The sequence below is a fragment of the Anaerofustis sp. LCP19S3_F7 genome, assembly GCF_052119445.1.
GTDB lineage: Bacteria > Bacillota > Clostridia > Eubacteriales > Anaerofustaceae > Anaerofustis > Anaerofustis butyriciformans.
Window position 1 is genome coordinate 603,670 of sequence record NZ_JBQKFF010000001.1, and the last position, 15,091, is coordinate 618,760.

The window sequence follows — 15,091 nt, forward strand, 5'->3', positions numbered from 1 at the left end:
TTAAATAAATAAAAAGAAAATATGTTTTTATTCTTGCAAATATTATATTTTTTCCTTATTATAGTCATGCTATAAACAGACGTGTTTGAAAGGAGAAAATATATGAGGGTATATTTAGATAATGCGGCGACAACAAGACCTTATAATGAGGTTATAGATATAATTAACGAATATAATACTGAGCATTATGGCAATGCTTCTTCTCTTCATTCATTTGGAAGAGAAGCAAGAAAAGGAATTGAATGGGCAAGAGAAGAAATTGCAAATTTGATTAATGCATCAGCAAGAGAAATTTTATTTACAAGCGGTGCTACTGAAAGTGATAACTGGGCTATAAGAGGAGCGGCTTATCACAATATAGAAAAAGGAAAACATATAATAACTTCTGCAATTGAGCACCATGCTGTTCTTCATACTTGTAAACAACTTGAAAAAGAAGGTTTTGAAGTAACTTATCTTCCTGTCGACAGTGAAGGAAACATCAATTTAAGAGATTTAAAAGATGCAATAAGAGAAGATACAATACTAATAAGCATTATGGCTGCAAATAATGAAATAGGCACAATTGAACCTATTAAGGAAATAGGAGAAATTGCAAGAAAAAAAGGTATACTTTTCCATACAGATGCAGTTCAAGCTATAGGGAAGATGGATATAGATGTTGAAAAGATGAATATTGATATGCTTTCAATGTCTGCCCATAAAATACATGGTCCTAAAGGAATAGGATTCTTGTATATAAATAAAAAAGTAAGAATAGATGTTTTTATGCAAGGAGGAGGTCAAGAAAGAGCTTTAAGAGCAGGAACTTATAATGCACCTTGCATTGCAGGAATGGGTAAAGCAGTTGAAATAACAAAAGCAAACATGGAAAAAAATATTCCATATATGAAAGAACTTAGAGATTATTTTATAGATGAAATATTAAAAGATGTACCTGATACAATATTAAACGGAAGCAGAGAAAAAAGATTATGTAACAATATTAATTTTACTTTCAAAGGAATTGAAGGGGAGGCATTGTTATATGCCCTTGATTTAAAGGGTATAGCTTGTTCAACAGGATCTGCTTGTACGGCTGATTCTGGAAGTGAATCTCATGTTATAGATGCTTTAGGTGATAATAATAAGTTTGAAATAGGTGCAAGTGTAAGATTTTCTTTAAGTGAATTTAATACAAAAGAAGAAGTAAATTACACAATTGCAGTTTTAAAAGATACAATAAAAAAATTAAGAAAATTAAGTCCATTTTATTAGGAGGTAAAGAAAATGTATAATGATAAGGTATTAGATCATTTCCAAAATCCAAGAAATGTAGGAGTAATAGAAGACGCTACTGTAGTAGCAAAAGAAGCAAGCCCATCTTGTGGGGATACAACAGAATTTTATTTAAAAATAGATGAAAATGATGTTATAACAGATATCAAATTTAGAACTTTCGGATGTGCTGCAGCAATAGCAAGTGCAAGTATGTCAACAGAGCTTTTAAAAGGCAAAACAGTAAAAGAAGCAAGAGAAATAACAAATAAGAAAGTTGTTGAAGAACTTGGGGGACTTCCTCCTGCAAAAGTTCATTGTTCTGTTTTAGCAGAAGGTGTTATAAATAAAGCTTTGGATGAATATGAAGAAATGAAAAAGAACAAATAAACTTTATTGTAAATATAATTTATTTATGATATAATTTTAAGAAGAAAAAATATTTTTCGGAGGATAGATATGAAACATATTAAAAAAGTGAACGAAGTTAGAGAAGCAAGCAAAAATAAAGGCTGCGGAGAATGTGCTACATCTTGTCAATCAGCATGCAAGACTTCTTGTACTGTTGGTAACCAACCTTGTGAAAATAAATAAAAAAATAAATAGAATAAAAAAAGCAACCTAAAGGTTGCCTTTTTTTAAGTTAGAGGAAGATATGGGTATATATAAATATAAATTTAAAGATAAATATATTGTTTTAGATGTTAATTCATCTCTTGTTTATGATGTAGATGAAATGACTTATGATGTTTTAGATTATTATAAAGATAAAAATGAAGAAGAAATTGTTGCTATCTTAAAAGATAAATACGATGAAAATGAAATAAAAGAAGTAATAGGTGAATTAAAAGAACTTGAAGAAGAAAACAGACTTTATACACCAGAAAAGAAAGTTAACAGAAAATTATTTGAAAAAGGCATTGTAAAAGCAATGTGTCTTCATGTTTCTCACGATTGTAATTTAGCTTGTCGTTACTGTTTTGCTTCCGGTGGAAATTTCAATATGAAAAAGGAAGTAATGAGCTTTGAAACTGCAAAAAAAGCAATTGATTTTATTATTAACAATTCAGGAAATAAAGTTCATCTTGAAGTTGACTTTTTTGGTGGAGAACCTCTTTTAAACTTTGATGTTGTTAAAAAGACAGTTGAATATGCAAAAGAAGAAGCTAAAAAATACGGTAAGATATTTAGATTTACATTAACAACAAACTGCGTTCTTTTAAATGATGAAATTATAGATTATTTAAATAAAGAAATGTATAATGTTGTTTTATCAATTGACGGAAGAAAAGAAATCAATGACTTTACAAGACCTACTGCGAATGGTAAAGGAAGTTATGATTTAATAATAGAAAATATTAAAAAGGTTGCTAAATCAAGAGATGAACTTGGTCTTGATTATTACATAAGAGGTACTTATACAAAACATAATTTAGACTTCTATAAAGATGTTGAACATTTTTCTGATCTTGGTTTAAAACAACTTTCTGTTGAAAGTGTTGTTGCCGATGAAAAAGAAGATTATGCAATAACAAAAGAAGATTTACCTGAAATTATGGAAAGCTATGATAAACTAACAGATATCTATCTTGAAAGACTTGGAACTGATAAAGAATTTAGATTTTTCCACTTTAATGTAGATTTAGATGGTGGAAAATGTGAATATAAGAGAGTTTCAGGTTGTGGTGCAGGATGTGAATATGTTGCTGTTACTCCTTTTGGAGATATTTATCCTTGTCATCAATTTGTAGGTAACACTGATTTTATAATGGGTAATTTAGATGAAGGAATTACAAACGATAAATTAAGAACTGAATTTTATGATTCAAACAGTGTTCTTGACAAAAAAGAGTGTGAAAACTGTTTCTGTAAATATTTCTGTGGCGGAGGTTGTCACGCAAACAGCTATAACTTTAATGGCAGAATAAATGGTATTTATGAAGTTGGGTGTGATATTTTAAGAAAAAGAATAGAATGTGCCATTTATATTAAGTGTAAAGAGAAAGAACTTATTGACTAGGTTGTAATAACGTTGTAGAATATACAAATATTAATATATAGGAGAAGATCATATATGAAAAAAAAGAAAAACGGGCTAAAGATGTTTATTATTTTAGTCATAGTTGCTTTTTGCTATTGTCTCTTTATGTTCGGGCTTCCTTTAAGTAAAGTAATAGGTATTTATGACATAGAACCTTTAAAAGATACCATAAATTATGGACTTGACTTAACAGGGGGAGTTAACGTTGTTTTACAAGCCAAAGAAAGTAATGGCAATGAAGTAACAGACGAAACTTTAGATAAGGCGATTGAAACAATCAGAACACGTATAGATTCATTAGGTGTAAAAGAACCTACTATTTCAAAACAAGGAACTGATAAGATCAGAGTATCAATTCCTGATGTTGAAGATCAAGAAGAAGCCTTAGCATTAATTGGTAAAACAGCTAAATTGGAATTTGTTGATCCTGACGGAAATGTTATTCTTGATGGTTCAAATGTAAAAAGTGCTAAATATGAAATTCAGAAAAGTGATGGTTATGTAGAACAACCTGTTGTTGCTTTAGAATTGGATAATGAAGGTGCAAAGGCTTTTGCAGAGGCTACAGAAAAAAATATTGGTAATGTAATTTCAATCAAATTAGATGATGAAGTTATTTCTGCGCCAACAGTTCAAAATGCAATTACAGATGGTAAGTGTGTAATAACAGGTATGAAAGATTCTGAGGAAGCTACAGAGCTTGCAACTTTAATAACAGCCGGTTCTCTTCCTGTTGATTTGGAAGCTGTTGAAATAAGAACAGTAGGACCTACACTTGGTCAAGATTCTTTGACAAAAAGTTTAACTGCTGGAGTTATTGGTGTAGCATTGGTATTCTTATTTATGATATTAATGTATTTAATTCCTGGTGTTGTTGCAGATATATCTCTTGCAATTTATATTATTGTATATTTGATTTTAATGGCAGGGCTTGGAGTTACTTTAACGCTTCCTGGTATTGCAGGTATTATTCTTTCAATAGGTATGGCTGTTGACAGTAACGTTATTATATTTGAAAGAATGAAAGAAGAATTAAGAGCAGGAAGAAGTGTAAGAGGTGCTATTGATGTAGGTTTTTCAAGAGCTCTTACTTCTATTATAGATGCAAACATTACAACTGTAATAGCCGGATTGGTTCTATTTTTCCTTGGTGCCGGAACAATTAAAGGTTTTGCTCTTACTTTAATGGTTGGGGTTGTTGTAAGTATGTTTACGGCTGTATTTGTAACAAAGAGATTAATGATATTAATTACCGAATCAGGTAAATTTGATGATTTTAAATTTTTTGGAATAAAGAGTGTGGGAGGTAGCGAAAATGAACTATAATTATAAAATTAATTTTGCCAAACACGCAAAGAGATTCCTTATTATTGCAATTGTTTTAATGTTAGTATCAATATCTTCTTTAATATTTAAAGGCTTGGATTTTGGTATTGACTTTAAGGGTGGTACAATTGTAACAATTGAACTTAATAAAAAATTTACCACTGATGAAATAAAAAATATAACTGATAAATATGATCCTAAAGCGGAGATTACATCTTCAGGAGATAATGCAACTCAAGTTGTAATAAGTACAAGTAAAGATTTAAGTGATTCTGAAAGAAAAGCTTTGTTTAATGATTTTAAAGCTGAGTATAAATTAGATAATAAAGACTTATTATCTATTGATAATGTTTCAGGTACAATCGGTAATGAGCTAAAATCAATGGCAGTAAAAGCTTGTATTATTGCTGTTATATGTATGCTTATTTACATTACTTTTAGATTTGAGTTTTTACAAGGTTTATGTGCAGTATTTGCGTTAATATTTGACTTATGTATGGTTGTTGGTGTTTTCTCAATATTTGATATACAAGTAAATTCAACATTTATTGCTGCAACACTTACAATTTTAGGTTATTCAATAAATGATACAATCATAACCTTTGATAGAGTTAGAGAAAATGTAATAAAAGTTGCAAAAGGTGATTTTTATAATTTAACAAATATCAGTATTAATCAGACAATGAGGCGTTCGATCAATACTACACTTACAACACTTCTTGCAGTTACTCCTCTTTTAATATTTGGTACGACATCAATAAGAGAATTTGTATTCCCTATGATGATTGGTTTTATTTCGGGGGTATTTTCTTCAATTTGTGTTGCTGTTCCTATGTGGTATTTGATAAAAGAATATCAAAAGAAGAAAAATCCAAAGAGTGTAAATATGTCTTCTAAAAAAGCAAGTAAACCAATAAATCAAGATTTATTAGATCCTAATTTTAAAGGTTCAAGTGAATATAGTTACAATGCTGATTATGAAAAAGATTTTGTAATGGAAAAAAGCGAAGAAGAACTTTTAAAGGAAAAAGAAGAAAGAAAAGCCAAAAGAAAAGCTAGAAAAGAAAAAAAGAAGAAAAGAAAAAAAGGACAAAGATAAAAGACCACATATGTGGTCTTTTATCTTTATTTATATTTTAATGCTCTAATGGAATTTAAAATAGCGATTATCGCAACTCCGACATCTGCAAAAATTGCTTCCCACATATTTGCCATTCCCAATGCTCCTAAAATCATTACTCCTATTTTTATTGTTAAAGCTATAATAATATTTTGTTTTACAATTGAAAGTGTGTTTTTTGATATTCTGTAACCTGTAATAATTTTACTTGGTTCATCGGTCATTATAACAATATCGCTGGCTTCAATTGCTGCATCACTTCCAAGTCCACCCATTGCAATTCCTATATCTGCCATTGTAAGAACCGGAGCATCATTTAAGCCATCTCCTACAAATACAAGTTTCCCTTTTTCGGATTTTGTTTTCATTAGTTCTTTAACTTTATTTACTTTATCAATTGGAAGTAAGTTTGTATAAACATTATCAATGCCTATTTGATTTGCAACATATTCTCCAATTTCTTTTTTATCTCCAGTAAGCATTACTGTCTTTTTAATACCTAATTTTTTTAGAGATTTTATGGTTTCTTTTGAGTCTTCTTTTATTTTATCTAAAAGTAGAATATAACCTAAATATTGTTTTTCTTTACTTACATATAGTACAGTTCCTATATTTTGGGTTTCTTCTATCTCAATACCATTTTGTTTCATTAAATCGAAGTTACCAACTAAAACTTCACTTCCATCAATAATAGCTTTTATTCCAAATCCTGACAGTTCTTCTATGTTTTCTATCCTACTTGAGTCAATATGTTTATTATATGTTTGTTTAACGGATACTGCCAAAGGGTGGTTTGAATATGCTTCTGCATAAGCTGTAAGTTCAAGCAATTCTTCTTTTTTAATATCTTTTGTATAAATTTCTTCTACTTTAAAATGTCCTTTTGTAAGGGTTCCTGTTTTATCAAAAACCATAATTTCAGCTTTTGACAATGCTTCTAAATAGTTACTTCCTTTTACCAAAACACCATTACTGCTTGCAGCACCAATTCCTCCAAAAAATCCAAGAGGAATTGAAATAACAAGAGCACAAGGACAGGATATTACAAGAAATATAAGAGCTCTGTATATCCAATCTGCAAATGGTGTAGATGTTATTATTGGGGGTAATAAAGCAAGTACTAACGCACATGAAACGACTATTGGAGTATAGTATTTAGCAAAAACAGAGATGAAATTTTCCGTGTGAGATTTCTCGCTGCTTGCATTTTCTATGAGTTCGAGAATCTTTGTGGCTGTAGATTCTTCAAATTCTTTTGTAACTTTTATTTTAAGTATCCCGTTTAAGTTAATACATCCACTTAAAACTTCATCGTTTTCCTTTACATCTCTTGGTAAAGATTCACCCGTAAGCGCTGAAGTATCAAGGGTTGATTTACCGCTGATTATAATACCGTCAAGGGGTATTTTTTCTCCTGGTTTTACAATGATTTCAGCTCCAATATCTAAATCATCAGGATCAACTTTTATTAATTCACCGTCTTTTTCTATGTTAGCATAATCAGGGCATATATCCATAAGTTCTCCTATGGATTTTCTAGATTTATTTACTGCATAACTTTGGAACCATTCCCCGACTTGATAGAAAATCATAACGGCAGCGCCTTCTGCATAGTCACTTAAAATTATAGAGCCTATTGACGCAATTGCCATCAAAAAGTTTTCATCAAACACTTTCCCTTTTAATATGTTTTTTATTGCTTTTAAAATAATATCATACCCGGATAAAATATATGCTAGTAAAAACAGAATAGGTGAAAAACTTGTATTTTTAAATATAAAACCTAAAACAAAAAGCAATAAAGCAAGGATAATTTTGTATAGCTGCTTTTGTTGTTTTTTCATTTTCTTTCTCCTTAATTTTAGCTATAAAATAATAGCTTCATCATCTATATCTTTAATAGCAACTCTTGCTTTTTTTATTATTTCTTCAAAATCTTCCTCATTTGCTTCTAATGTTAATTTTTGAAGCATAAAGTTTATATTGGCACTTTGTACTCCATCTATTTTTCTTATAGCTTCTTCCATTTTTATTGCACAATTTGCACAGTCAATATTATCCATTTTAAATTTCTTTTTCATTTTTCTTTCTCCTTATATTTATTCTTCTATGTGATCAATTCCTTGGTTTAATATAGTCATAACATGTTCATCTGCCAAGGAATAAAAAACAGTTTTTCCTTCTTTTCTGTTTTTTATAAGTTTTGCTTGTTTTAAATTTTTTAATTGATGTGATACTGCTGATTGGGTCATGTTTAAAATATTTGCAATATCACAAACACACATTTCACTAACAAGAAGAGCATTTAATATCTTAATTCTTGTACTGTCTCCAAAAACTTTAAAAAGTTCTGCAAGGTTATAAAGTTCTTCTTCGTTTGGCATCTTTTCATGCACTTTATCAACAATATCTTTATGAATGTGTTTTAATTCACACATTTCTATTTTTGCTGCGGCCATAGTATCCTCCCTTACATATGAATATATGAATACTTGTTCATATATTTAATTATATATATGAATTAAAAAAAGTCAATAAAAATTTTAAATTTATGCTTGACTTAGAGTTTGACTTTAAGTCGTATATTAGAATGTAGAAAGGAGGAGTTAATCTTTGAAAATAAAAAAAGCAGCAATAATAACAGGTATTTCTGAGAATAATTTAAGATATTACGAAAAAAATAGGGCTTATTCCTAAAATACAAAAGGACGTATCAGGTGTAAGAGATTATAGTGAAGAAGATATAAGATGGATAAAATTTATATTATAATTAAAAAAAACAGGGGCAAAACTTGAGTATATAAAAGAATATATGCATCTTGCATATTTAAATGAGGACACAAAAGAGAAAAGAAGGAGTATTCTTTTGAATGTAGAAAATGAACTTGAAATACAAATAGAATATTTACAGGATTGTTTAAATATCGTAAAGTATAAAATAAAAAATTACGATGATCTTTGTAACCCTGAAACAGAAAAAATAATGAATGAAATTAAGGATAATTAAGGGAGAAAAGAAATGAAAAAAAGATATTTAGGAAAAAATAAACTTGAAGTTTCTTCAATTGGTCTTGGTTGTATGGGATTTACTCAAAGTTACCCTCCATATATTTCAGATGAAGAAGCCATTGAAGTGATAAGAAAAGCCATTGGACTTGGTGTTACGTTTTTTGATACAGCAGAAGTTTACGGCCCTTATGAAAATGAACGTTTACTTGGTAAAGCATTAAAACCATATAGAGATAAGATTAAAATTGCAACAAAATTTGGATTTGATATAGAAAATAATCGAGTTGATGAAACTGGAAGACCTGTTTTGTTGTCAAGTAGTCCAAATTCAATTAAAAAAGCAGTTGAAGGTTCTCTAAAAAGACTTAATACCGATTATATAGATTTATATTATCAACATAGGGTAGATCCTAATGTTGAAATTGAGGAAGTTGCGTATACTATTAAAGAGCTTATTAAAGAAGGAAAAATTTTAAACTGGGGACTTTCAGAAGCAAGCGTTAACAATATAAAAAGGGCAAATAAAGTATGTTCGTTAACAGCAGTACAAAGTGAATATTCTATGTGGTATAGAGAACCAGAGAAAGAATTAATTCCAACTTTAAAAGAATTAGGTATAGGATTTGTTCCTTTTTCTCCTCTCGGTAAAGCTGTATTAACCGGAAGATTTAATAAAAATACACGCTTTGAAAAAAATGATTATAGAAGTCAAATACCAAGATTTAATAAAGATAACTTACCAAAGAATATTGTTTTAGTTGATTATGTAAAAGAAGTTGCAGAAAAAAAGGAGCTACTCCTGCACAAATTGCTTTGGGCTGGTTATTATCAAAAGAGGACTTTATTGTTCCAATACCAGGAACAAAAAAATATCAAGAATTGAAGAAAATATAAAAGGAGTTGATATGATTTTTTCAGATGAAGAAATGAAAGAAATAGAAAACAACTTAAATAAAATAGAAATTATCGGAGCAAGGTATCCAAAAGATCAAGAGGCTCTTATTGATAGATAAATTAATTTTTATAAAAATATTTAATGTGATAAATTTATGAATAATAATAAATATTGATAAATTTTCAAAATATTCTTGACTTTTAAAATTATATGTTTTACTATAAATAAAATTAAATTAATTATAAACCATATAGATAAGAGTAAGTAGTTAAATAATTTTATTTTACAGAGAGTCGGTGGTTGGTGTAAACCGATAAATATGTATTTAATGAATGGACTTGTCTTGGGCAGTGAACAAATCATTTATGAGAGTATTCGCTGACGGGATCTTCACCCGTTATAAAGGAAGCATATATGATAGTATATGATAAAGCGGCTTTTTAGCAATTTGGGTGGTACCGCAGGAATTTAGTTATTTGACTCTTGTCCCTTATGTTTGGGATAAGAGTTTTTTTATAAATAAAGAAAAGGAGAAAAACTATGAAAGAACAAATACCTTATAAAATATATTTAAGTGAAGAAGAGATGCCTAAGAAGTGGTATAACGTAAAAGCAGATATGAAAGAACAACATGAACCTTTCTTAAACCCTGCAACAGGTGAAGCTATAACAAAAGATGATTTAAGACCAATCTTCTGTGATGAATTAATAGATCAAGAACTTGATACAACCACAAGATTTTTTGATATACCTAAAGAAATACAAGATTTTTATAAAATGTATAGACCTTCCCCATTGGTAAGAGCGTATTTCTTAGAAAAATACTTAGATACTCCTGCTCATATTTATTATAAATATGAAGGAACAAATACATCAGGTTCACATAAATTAAATACAGCTATTGCTCAAACATATTATGCAAAAAAACAAGGTGTAAAAGGTCTTACAACCGAAACGGGAGCAGGACAATGGGGGACTGCAATGTCAATGGCTTGTGCATATTTTAATCTTCCATTAAAAGTGTTTATGGTAAAAGTTTCTGCTGAGCAAAAACCATATAGAAAGGCTGTTATTCAAACTTACGGAGGAGAAGTTATTCCTTCTCCATCAGACACAACTGAAATAGGAAGAAAAATCTTAGAAGAAAATCCTGGAACAGGTGGAAGTCTTGGATGTGCTATTTCTGAAGCTATTGAAGAAGCTGTTAAAAATGATTATAAGTATGTTTTAGGTTCTGTTCTTGACCATGTTGTTTTACATCAAAGTATTATAGGACTTGAAACCAAAAAAGCTTTAGAAAAATATGATATAACTCCTGATATTGTTATAGGTTGTGCCGGAGGCGGTTCAAATCTTGGCGGGCTTATTGGTATTTTTGCCGGAGAAAAAATTCAAGGTAAAAATAATATTCACTTTATCGCTGTTGAGCCACAGTCATGTCCATCAATGACAAGAGGAAAATATGCTTATGATTTCTGCGATACAGGTAAAACAACACCTCTTGCAAAAATGTATACATTAGGCAGCGGTTTTATTCCATCTCCAAACCATGCGGGAGGACTAAGATATCACGGAATGAGTCCTATTGTTTCAAAACTTTATAATGATGGAATACTTGATGAAGCGAGAACTGTTGCTCAAAGTGAAGTATTTAAAGCAGCAACTGAATTTGCCAGAGTTGAAGGAATTCTTCCAGCACCTGAATCTTCACATGCTATTAAGGTTGCAATGGATGAAGCTATAAAATGTAAGGAAACAGGGGAAGCAAAAAATATTGTATTTGGTTTAACAGGTACAGGATACTTTGATATGAGTGCATATATGCAATACAACGAAGGAACAATAATAGATCCTGAAATTACAGATGATATTTTACAAAAGGGTTTTGATACTCTTCCAAAAATTAAATAATTAAAAAAAGATAAAAGAAACGTTTTACGTTTCTTTTATCTTAAATTAAGAACAAGTTGGCTAGAGTCTATTGTTTCGTCTGTTCTGTATTTTATTATCTTATTTAAAGAAATTTTTATTTGGCTTTTATTTCCTTCTTTATTTTCTGTCGTTATTTCTTTTATTATTTTATTATATTTATAGTCTGATATTTTTGCTGTTTCTGCATCGACATTATCAAATGTTATTATAATTTCTTTTTTATCTTTTGAATAATTAATTATATGTGTAGGTATTGTATTAGTTTGTTCAAAATCAATAATAACTTTAGTATCGCCGATTAAATCATTAATCCATATTTTTTGTATTGATGTATTTTTTGTGTTTTTTCCACCTTTAAAAGTTTCATTTGTTAAATAGTTACTTTTTTCGTTTGTTTCATATTGTTTTACAGGATTTGAGCAGCTGAAAAATATAGGAACAATCAAAATCATTATAAAAAAACTTATATATTTTTTCATTTGTCCTCCTTACAATTTCTATATTTTTATTTTTTGTAAAAAGGATTAAAATATGTTTGGTTTATTTTACAATTCCTTTTGGGTAATATGCTGTTTTGGTTATTACAATACTATTATTTCTTTTATATTCTCTTTCAAAATAGTTATAATATGATCCCGGAGATAAAATTCCGTTTAAATTCAAAATATCAATTCCTGTTTGTCCTAAAATAGTATCTGCGAATTTTACACAATTAGTATAAAAAGTAAAATAATTTTTAAATCTACCTCTTTTAATTTTTCTAAATTTAATGTTTGTTTCCCTTGCTAGTTGGCTTGCATAATCATCAAATTTTTTATTTGAATTTTTGTAAAAATCTTTTGGAGATAGCCATGGATATGAATTCCTGATATGCTCATTGATTTTTTTCTTCAACTTTTTTCATTTGTTCATCTGTTAAGTTAAGTCCAAAATCAAATATAGTTTTTTCATGATATTTATTACAAAATTTTATATAGTCTTCTTTTCCTTTTATAAAAAATATTACACCTTCTCCCATTGAATCAAATAGTCTGTATGTAGCATAATCGTAGTTGCCATATGATATGACAAATCCCTTATAGTATATATCCATGTGGCCGAATATACCTGCCCCAGTTTCTTTTACATGAATTAAGACTTCTAAGTTAGGTTTTAAATCTGTTTTTTTATAAATTGAATTGTTTTTGTTTTCTTCACTGTTTAAATAATTTGTGATTTTTGTAAGTGTTTTTTTAGAATACCCATTGTAAATAAAACAGGAAGTCTTATTGATATTTTCCTAATCATTTTATTTGCATATGATTTGGTATTTCCTCATCGATAAAATCCGTAAATATGGTTATGCCGTAAAATATCAAATATAAGCCTACTAATTTTGTTATTATAAACGTCTTATAATAAAAATTCATTGTAATGACGAGTATAGATATTACAAAAAAGAATATTGATTTTATTAATAATATTGTTGAATGTGGTGTATGTGTTTTTTTATTTTGGAAATAAGATATTAAATATATTATTCCAAGAACTGTTGAATAAAATAACACAAAGCCCGGGAAAATAAATAAAATAATTTTGGGACTTATAAAAGCAATGATACCTTGAATTAAAATAGCAGTATCAGTAATTAATATTAATATATTTTTTCATTTAATTTTTTTATATAAAAAGAATAAAATTTTGATAGAGCTGTATAGATAAGGATTATTCCGGTGATGTAAGGAAACCAATTTAAAAAATTCCTTGTATAAAATAAAATAAATAATCCCAGTAATATTAATGATATAGATGAAATAAGCAGGTTAAATGCTGAAATATTTTTCTTGTAATTCATAATTTTCTCCCTCTTTTTTGTATTATATCATTTTATTTACCGGGATTTTATATTAATTATTAATTTTTTTATATATGCTTTTACTGTTCTTTATTGTTTCAAGAACATTTATATTTTGTATTTCGTCAATATTTTTTACTTTTAAAGGATTTTTATCCAAAATTATAAAGTCGGCATTTTTTTCTTCTTTAATGCTTACTTTTTCATTTTCTTCAAAATAAGAATATGCGGCATTTATTGTTGCAGCTTTTAATGCTTCTTCTATTGATATTTTTTCTTCTTCTCCTAAAATAACTCCATTTTTTGTCTCTCTTTTTAAAGTTATCCATATACTTCTTAATATATTAGGTTCAACAACAGGTGTATCTTCGTGAATCGTGTATATTACATTATTTTTTATAGCAGATTTAATAGGGGAGATATTAAATGCACGTTTTCCTAAATTTTTCAAATGAATATCTCCGAAAAAATATATATGATCTGCAAAGAAAGATGCTATAATTCCGATTTTAGACATTTCTTTCAGCTGGTCTTTTCTTACTGTTTGTGCATGAATCATTATAGGTCTGATATTTGTTTTTTTATTTTTAAATGCACTTATTAATTGATCTGCAGCGCTGTCACCATTGCAATGGGTAATAATTTGTATATTTTCCTTTATGGCTGTGTCTACAAAATGTTCTACTTCACTGTCTTTATAAATAGGATATCCTCTGTATTCTTTCTCGTTTTCATATGGTTTTGACATCCACGCAGTTTTACCTTGTGGCGAACCGTCTAAAAATAATTTATATCCTCCTATTTTATAGCGGTTATGATATTTTAAATATTCTTTATTTTCATCTATTATTTCTTTACAATTTTTTATGTCTACATAACTTACAACATCAATATCAAGCATATTTTTTTTTAGACATTTCTTTTAAAATATTAAATTCTTCATATTTTGTAAGTCCGTCTTGAGCTGTTGTTATACCATATTGTAAATAGATTCTTTCTGCTTTTTTTATTGCTTCCATTAATTTTTTTATTGAAATATTCATGCATTTTTTTGTGTTATCTATAAAAGCACTTTCTTCAAGATATCCGTTTGGAATACCATTTTCTCTTCCTATTTTTCCTCCAATAGGATCTTTTGTATCTTTATTTATATTTAGTATTTCGAGTGCTTTAGTGTTAACAATACCCATATGACCGGAAGAATGAGTAATTAAAATAGGAATTTCTTTACTTACTTTGTCAAGAATATCTCTTGTAGGATGTTTTTTTTCTTTTAAGAAGTTATGATCATATCCAAACCCTATTAAGAATTCTCCTTCTTTGATTTTATTATTCTCTTTATATTCATTTAAAAAATTAATAATATCATCAAAATTTTTTGCATTTGATAAGTTTGCTATAAGAAGTGATTTGGCAAGTGCCGTAATATGACTGTGAGCATCTATGAAAGAAGGCATTATGCATTTATCTTCATAGTCTTTTATTTGTGTATTTTCATCCTTTAATTTTAAAATATCTTCTTTTGTTCCTACTTTTTTTATTATTCCGTTTTCTGTGAGAATTGCATTACAATGTATATTATCTTCCATTGTAATAATATTATTTGATAAAAATATTGTTTTCATTTCTTTAAATCTTTTCTCTCTGTAATGTTATTATATCTTATTTTTTTTTTAT

The 15,091-nt window shown here is 28.4% G+C and carries 17 protein-coding genes, 1 pseudogene and 1 other annotated feature; of the genes and pseudogenes, 9 read left to right on the forward strand and 9 right to left on the reverse strand.

Features of this window, described 5'->3' with window-relative positions; all coding sequences use genetic code 11:
- Positions 1-102: 102 nt before the first annotated feature.
- The 6 genes from ACTQYZ_RS03130 to secF all read left to right on the forward strand — a co-directional run bounded on the left by ACTQYZ_RS03130 (position 103) and on the right by secF (position 5,723).
- A complete protein-coding gene (locus tag ACTQYZ_RS03130) occupies positions 103-1,257 on the forward strand; it encodes a cysteine desulfurase family protein (RefSeq protein ID WP_441020627.1) in 1,155 nt (384 codons plus the stop codon).
- 12 nt (positions 1,258-1,269) lie between these two features.
- Complete coding sequence (locus ACTQYZ_RS03135) at positions 1,270-1,647, forward strand: iron-sulfur cluster assembly scaffold protein (protein ID WP_138268136.1); 378 nt, start codon at positions 1,270-1,272, stop codon at positions 1,645-1,647.
- A gap of 69 nt (positions 1,648-1,716) precedes the next feature.
- A complete protein-coding gene (gene scfA / locus ACTQYZ_RS03140) occupies positions 1,717-1,851 on the forward strand; it encodes a six-cysteine ranthipeptide SCIFF (protein WP_138268137.1) in 135 nt (44 codons plus the stop codon).
- A 61-nt stretch (positions 1,852-1,912) separates the two neighbouring features.
- The gene (gene scfB, locus ACTQYZ_RS03145; protein WP_441020626.1) at positions 1,913-3,277 is read left to right on the forward strand and encodes a thioether cross-link-forming SCIFF peptide maturase; all 1,365 of its coding nucleotides are present in this window, start codon (positions 1,913-1,915) and stop codon (positions 3,275-3,277) included.
- A 54-nt stretch (positions 3,278-3,331) separates the two neighbouring features.
- A complete protein-coding gene (gene secD / locus ACTQYZ_RS03150; RefSeq protein ID WP_441416001.1) occupies positions 3,332-4,624 on the forward strand; it encodes a protein translocase subunit SecD in 1,293 nt (430 codons plus the stop codon).
- Entirely contained in the window at positions 4,614-5,723 is a 1,110-nt protein-coding gene (gene secF, locus ACTQYZ_RS03155) for a protein translocase subunit SecF (protein WP_441416002.1), read from the forward strand. The genes secD and secF overlap by 11 nt, the downstream gene beginning before the upstream one ends.
- Before the next feature lie 26 nt (positions 5,724-5,749).
- Here the strand turns inward: secF and ACTQYZ_RS03160 are convergent, their stop codons facing one another.
- The 3 genes from ACTQYZ_RS03160 to ACTQYZ_RS03170 are packed head-to-tail and all read right to left on the reverse strand — an operon-like array spanning position 5,750 to position 8,203.
- Entirely contained in the window at positions 5,750-7,588 is a 1,839-nt protein-coding gene (locus ACTQYZ_RS03160) for a heavy metal translocating P-type ATPase (protein WP_441416003.1), read from the reverse strand.
- Positions 7,589-7,609: 21 nt separating this feature from the next.
- A complete protein-coding gene (locus ACTQYZ_RS03165) occupies positions 7,610-7,825 on the reverse strand; it encodes a cation transporter (protein WP_441020622.1) in 216 nt (71 codons plus the stop codon).
- 18 nt (positions 7,826-7,843) lie between these two features.
- Positions 7,844-8,203, reverse strand: coding sequence for an ArsR/SmtB family transcription factor (locus ACTQYZ_RS03170; RefSeq protein WP_329383168.1), 360 nt, complete (start codon positions 8,201-8,203; stop codon positions 7,844-7,846).
- Between the two features lie 407 nt (positions 8,204-8,610).
- Between ACTQYZ_RS03170 and ACTQYZ_RS03175 the strand changes: the two genes are divergently transcribed.
- From ACTQYZ_RS03175 to ACTQYZ_RS03185, 3 genes and pseudogenes are all read left to right on the forward strand, one after another.
- Positions 8,611-8,751, forward strand: a complete 141-nt coding sequence (locus tag ACTQYZ_RS03175) for a hypothetical protein (RefSeq protein WP_441020621.1) — start codon at positions 8,611-8,613, stop codon at positions 8,749-8,751.
- A 72-nt stretch (positions 8,752-8,823) separates the two neighbouring features.
- Positions 8,824-9,647 (forward strand): annotated as a pseudogene (locus ACTQYZ_RS03180) (aldo/keto reductase).
- A 242-nt stretch (positions 9,648-9,889) separates the two neighbouring features.
- Positions 9,890-10,142 (forward strand) — a binding site (T-box leader).
- Positions 10,143-10,188: 46 nt separating this feature from the next.
- Positions 10,189-11,559 carry a TrpB-like pyridoxal phosphate-dependent enzyme gene (locus tag ACTQYZ_RS03185; RefSeq protein ID WP_441020620.1) on the forward strand — a complete coding sequence of 457 codons (1,371 nt, stop codon included), beginning with the start codon at positions 10,189-10,191 and terminating at the stop codon, positions 11,557-11,559.
- Positions 11,560-11,594: 35 nt separating this feature from the next.
- On the opposite strand, the gene ACTQYZ_RS03190 is transcribed toward ACTQYZ_RS03185, so the two are convergent.
- The 6 genes from ACTQYZ_RS03190 to ACTQYZ_RS03215 form a co-directional block, all read right to left on the reverse strand.
- Positions 11,595-12,059 (reverse strand): hypothetical protein, encoded by a 465-nt coding sequence (locus tag ACTQYZ_RS03190; RefSeq protein WP_441416004.1) that lies wholly within the window; start codon positions 12,057-12,059, stop codon positions 11,595-11,597.
- Between the two features lie 61 nt (positions 12,060-12,120).
- Positions 12,121-12,474, reverse strand: coding sequence for a hypothetical protein (locus ACTQYZ_RS03195; protein ID WP_441020618.1), 354 nt, complete (start codon positions 12,472-12,474; stop codon positions 12,121-12,123).
- Positions 12,455-12,673, reverse strand: coding sequence for a hypothetical protein (locus ACTQYZ_RS03200; protein ID WP_441020617.1), 219 nt, complete (start codon positions 12,671-12,673; stop codon positions 12,455-12,457). The genes ACTQYZ_RS03195 and ACTQYZ_RS03200 overlap by 20 nt, the downstream gene beginning before the upstream one ends.
- A 190-nt stretch (positions 12,674-12,863) precedes the next feature.
- Positions 12,864-13,220, reverse strand: coding sequence for a DUF308 domain-containing protein (locus tag ACTQYZ_RS03205; RefSeq protein WP_441416033.1), 357 nt, complete (start codon positions 13,218-13,220; stop codon positions 12,864-12,866).
- 246 nt (positions 13,221-13,466) lie between these two features.
- The gene (locus ACTQYZ_RS03210; RefSeq protein ID WP_441416005.1) at positions 13,467-14,315 is read right to left on the reverse strand and encodes an amidohydrolase; all 849 of its coding nucleotides are present in this window, start codon (positions 14,313-14,315) and stop codon (positions 13,467-13,469) included.
- Positions 14,308-15,039: an amidohydrolase family protein gene (locus ACTQYZ_RS03215; RefSeq protein WP_441416006.1), complete on the reverse strand. Its 732-nt coding sequence runs from the start codon at positions 15,037-15,039 to the stop codon at positions 14,308-14,310. The genes ACTQYZ_RS03210 and ACTQYZ_RS03215 overlap by 8 nt, the downstream gene beginning before the upstream one ends.
- Between the last annotated feature and the right edge of the window lie 52 nt (positions 15,040-15,091).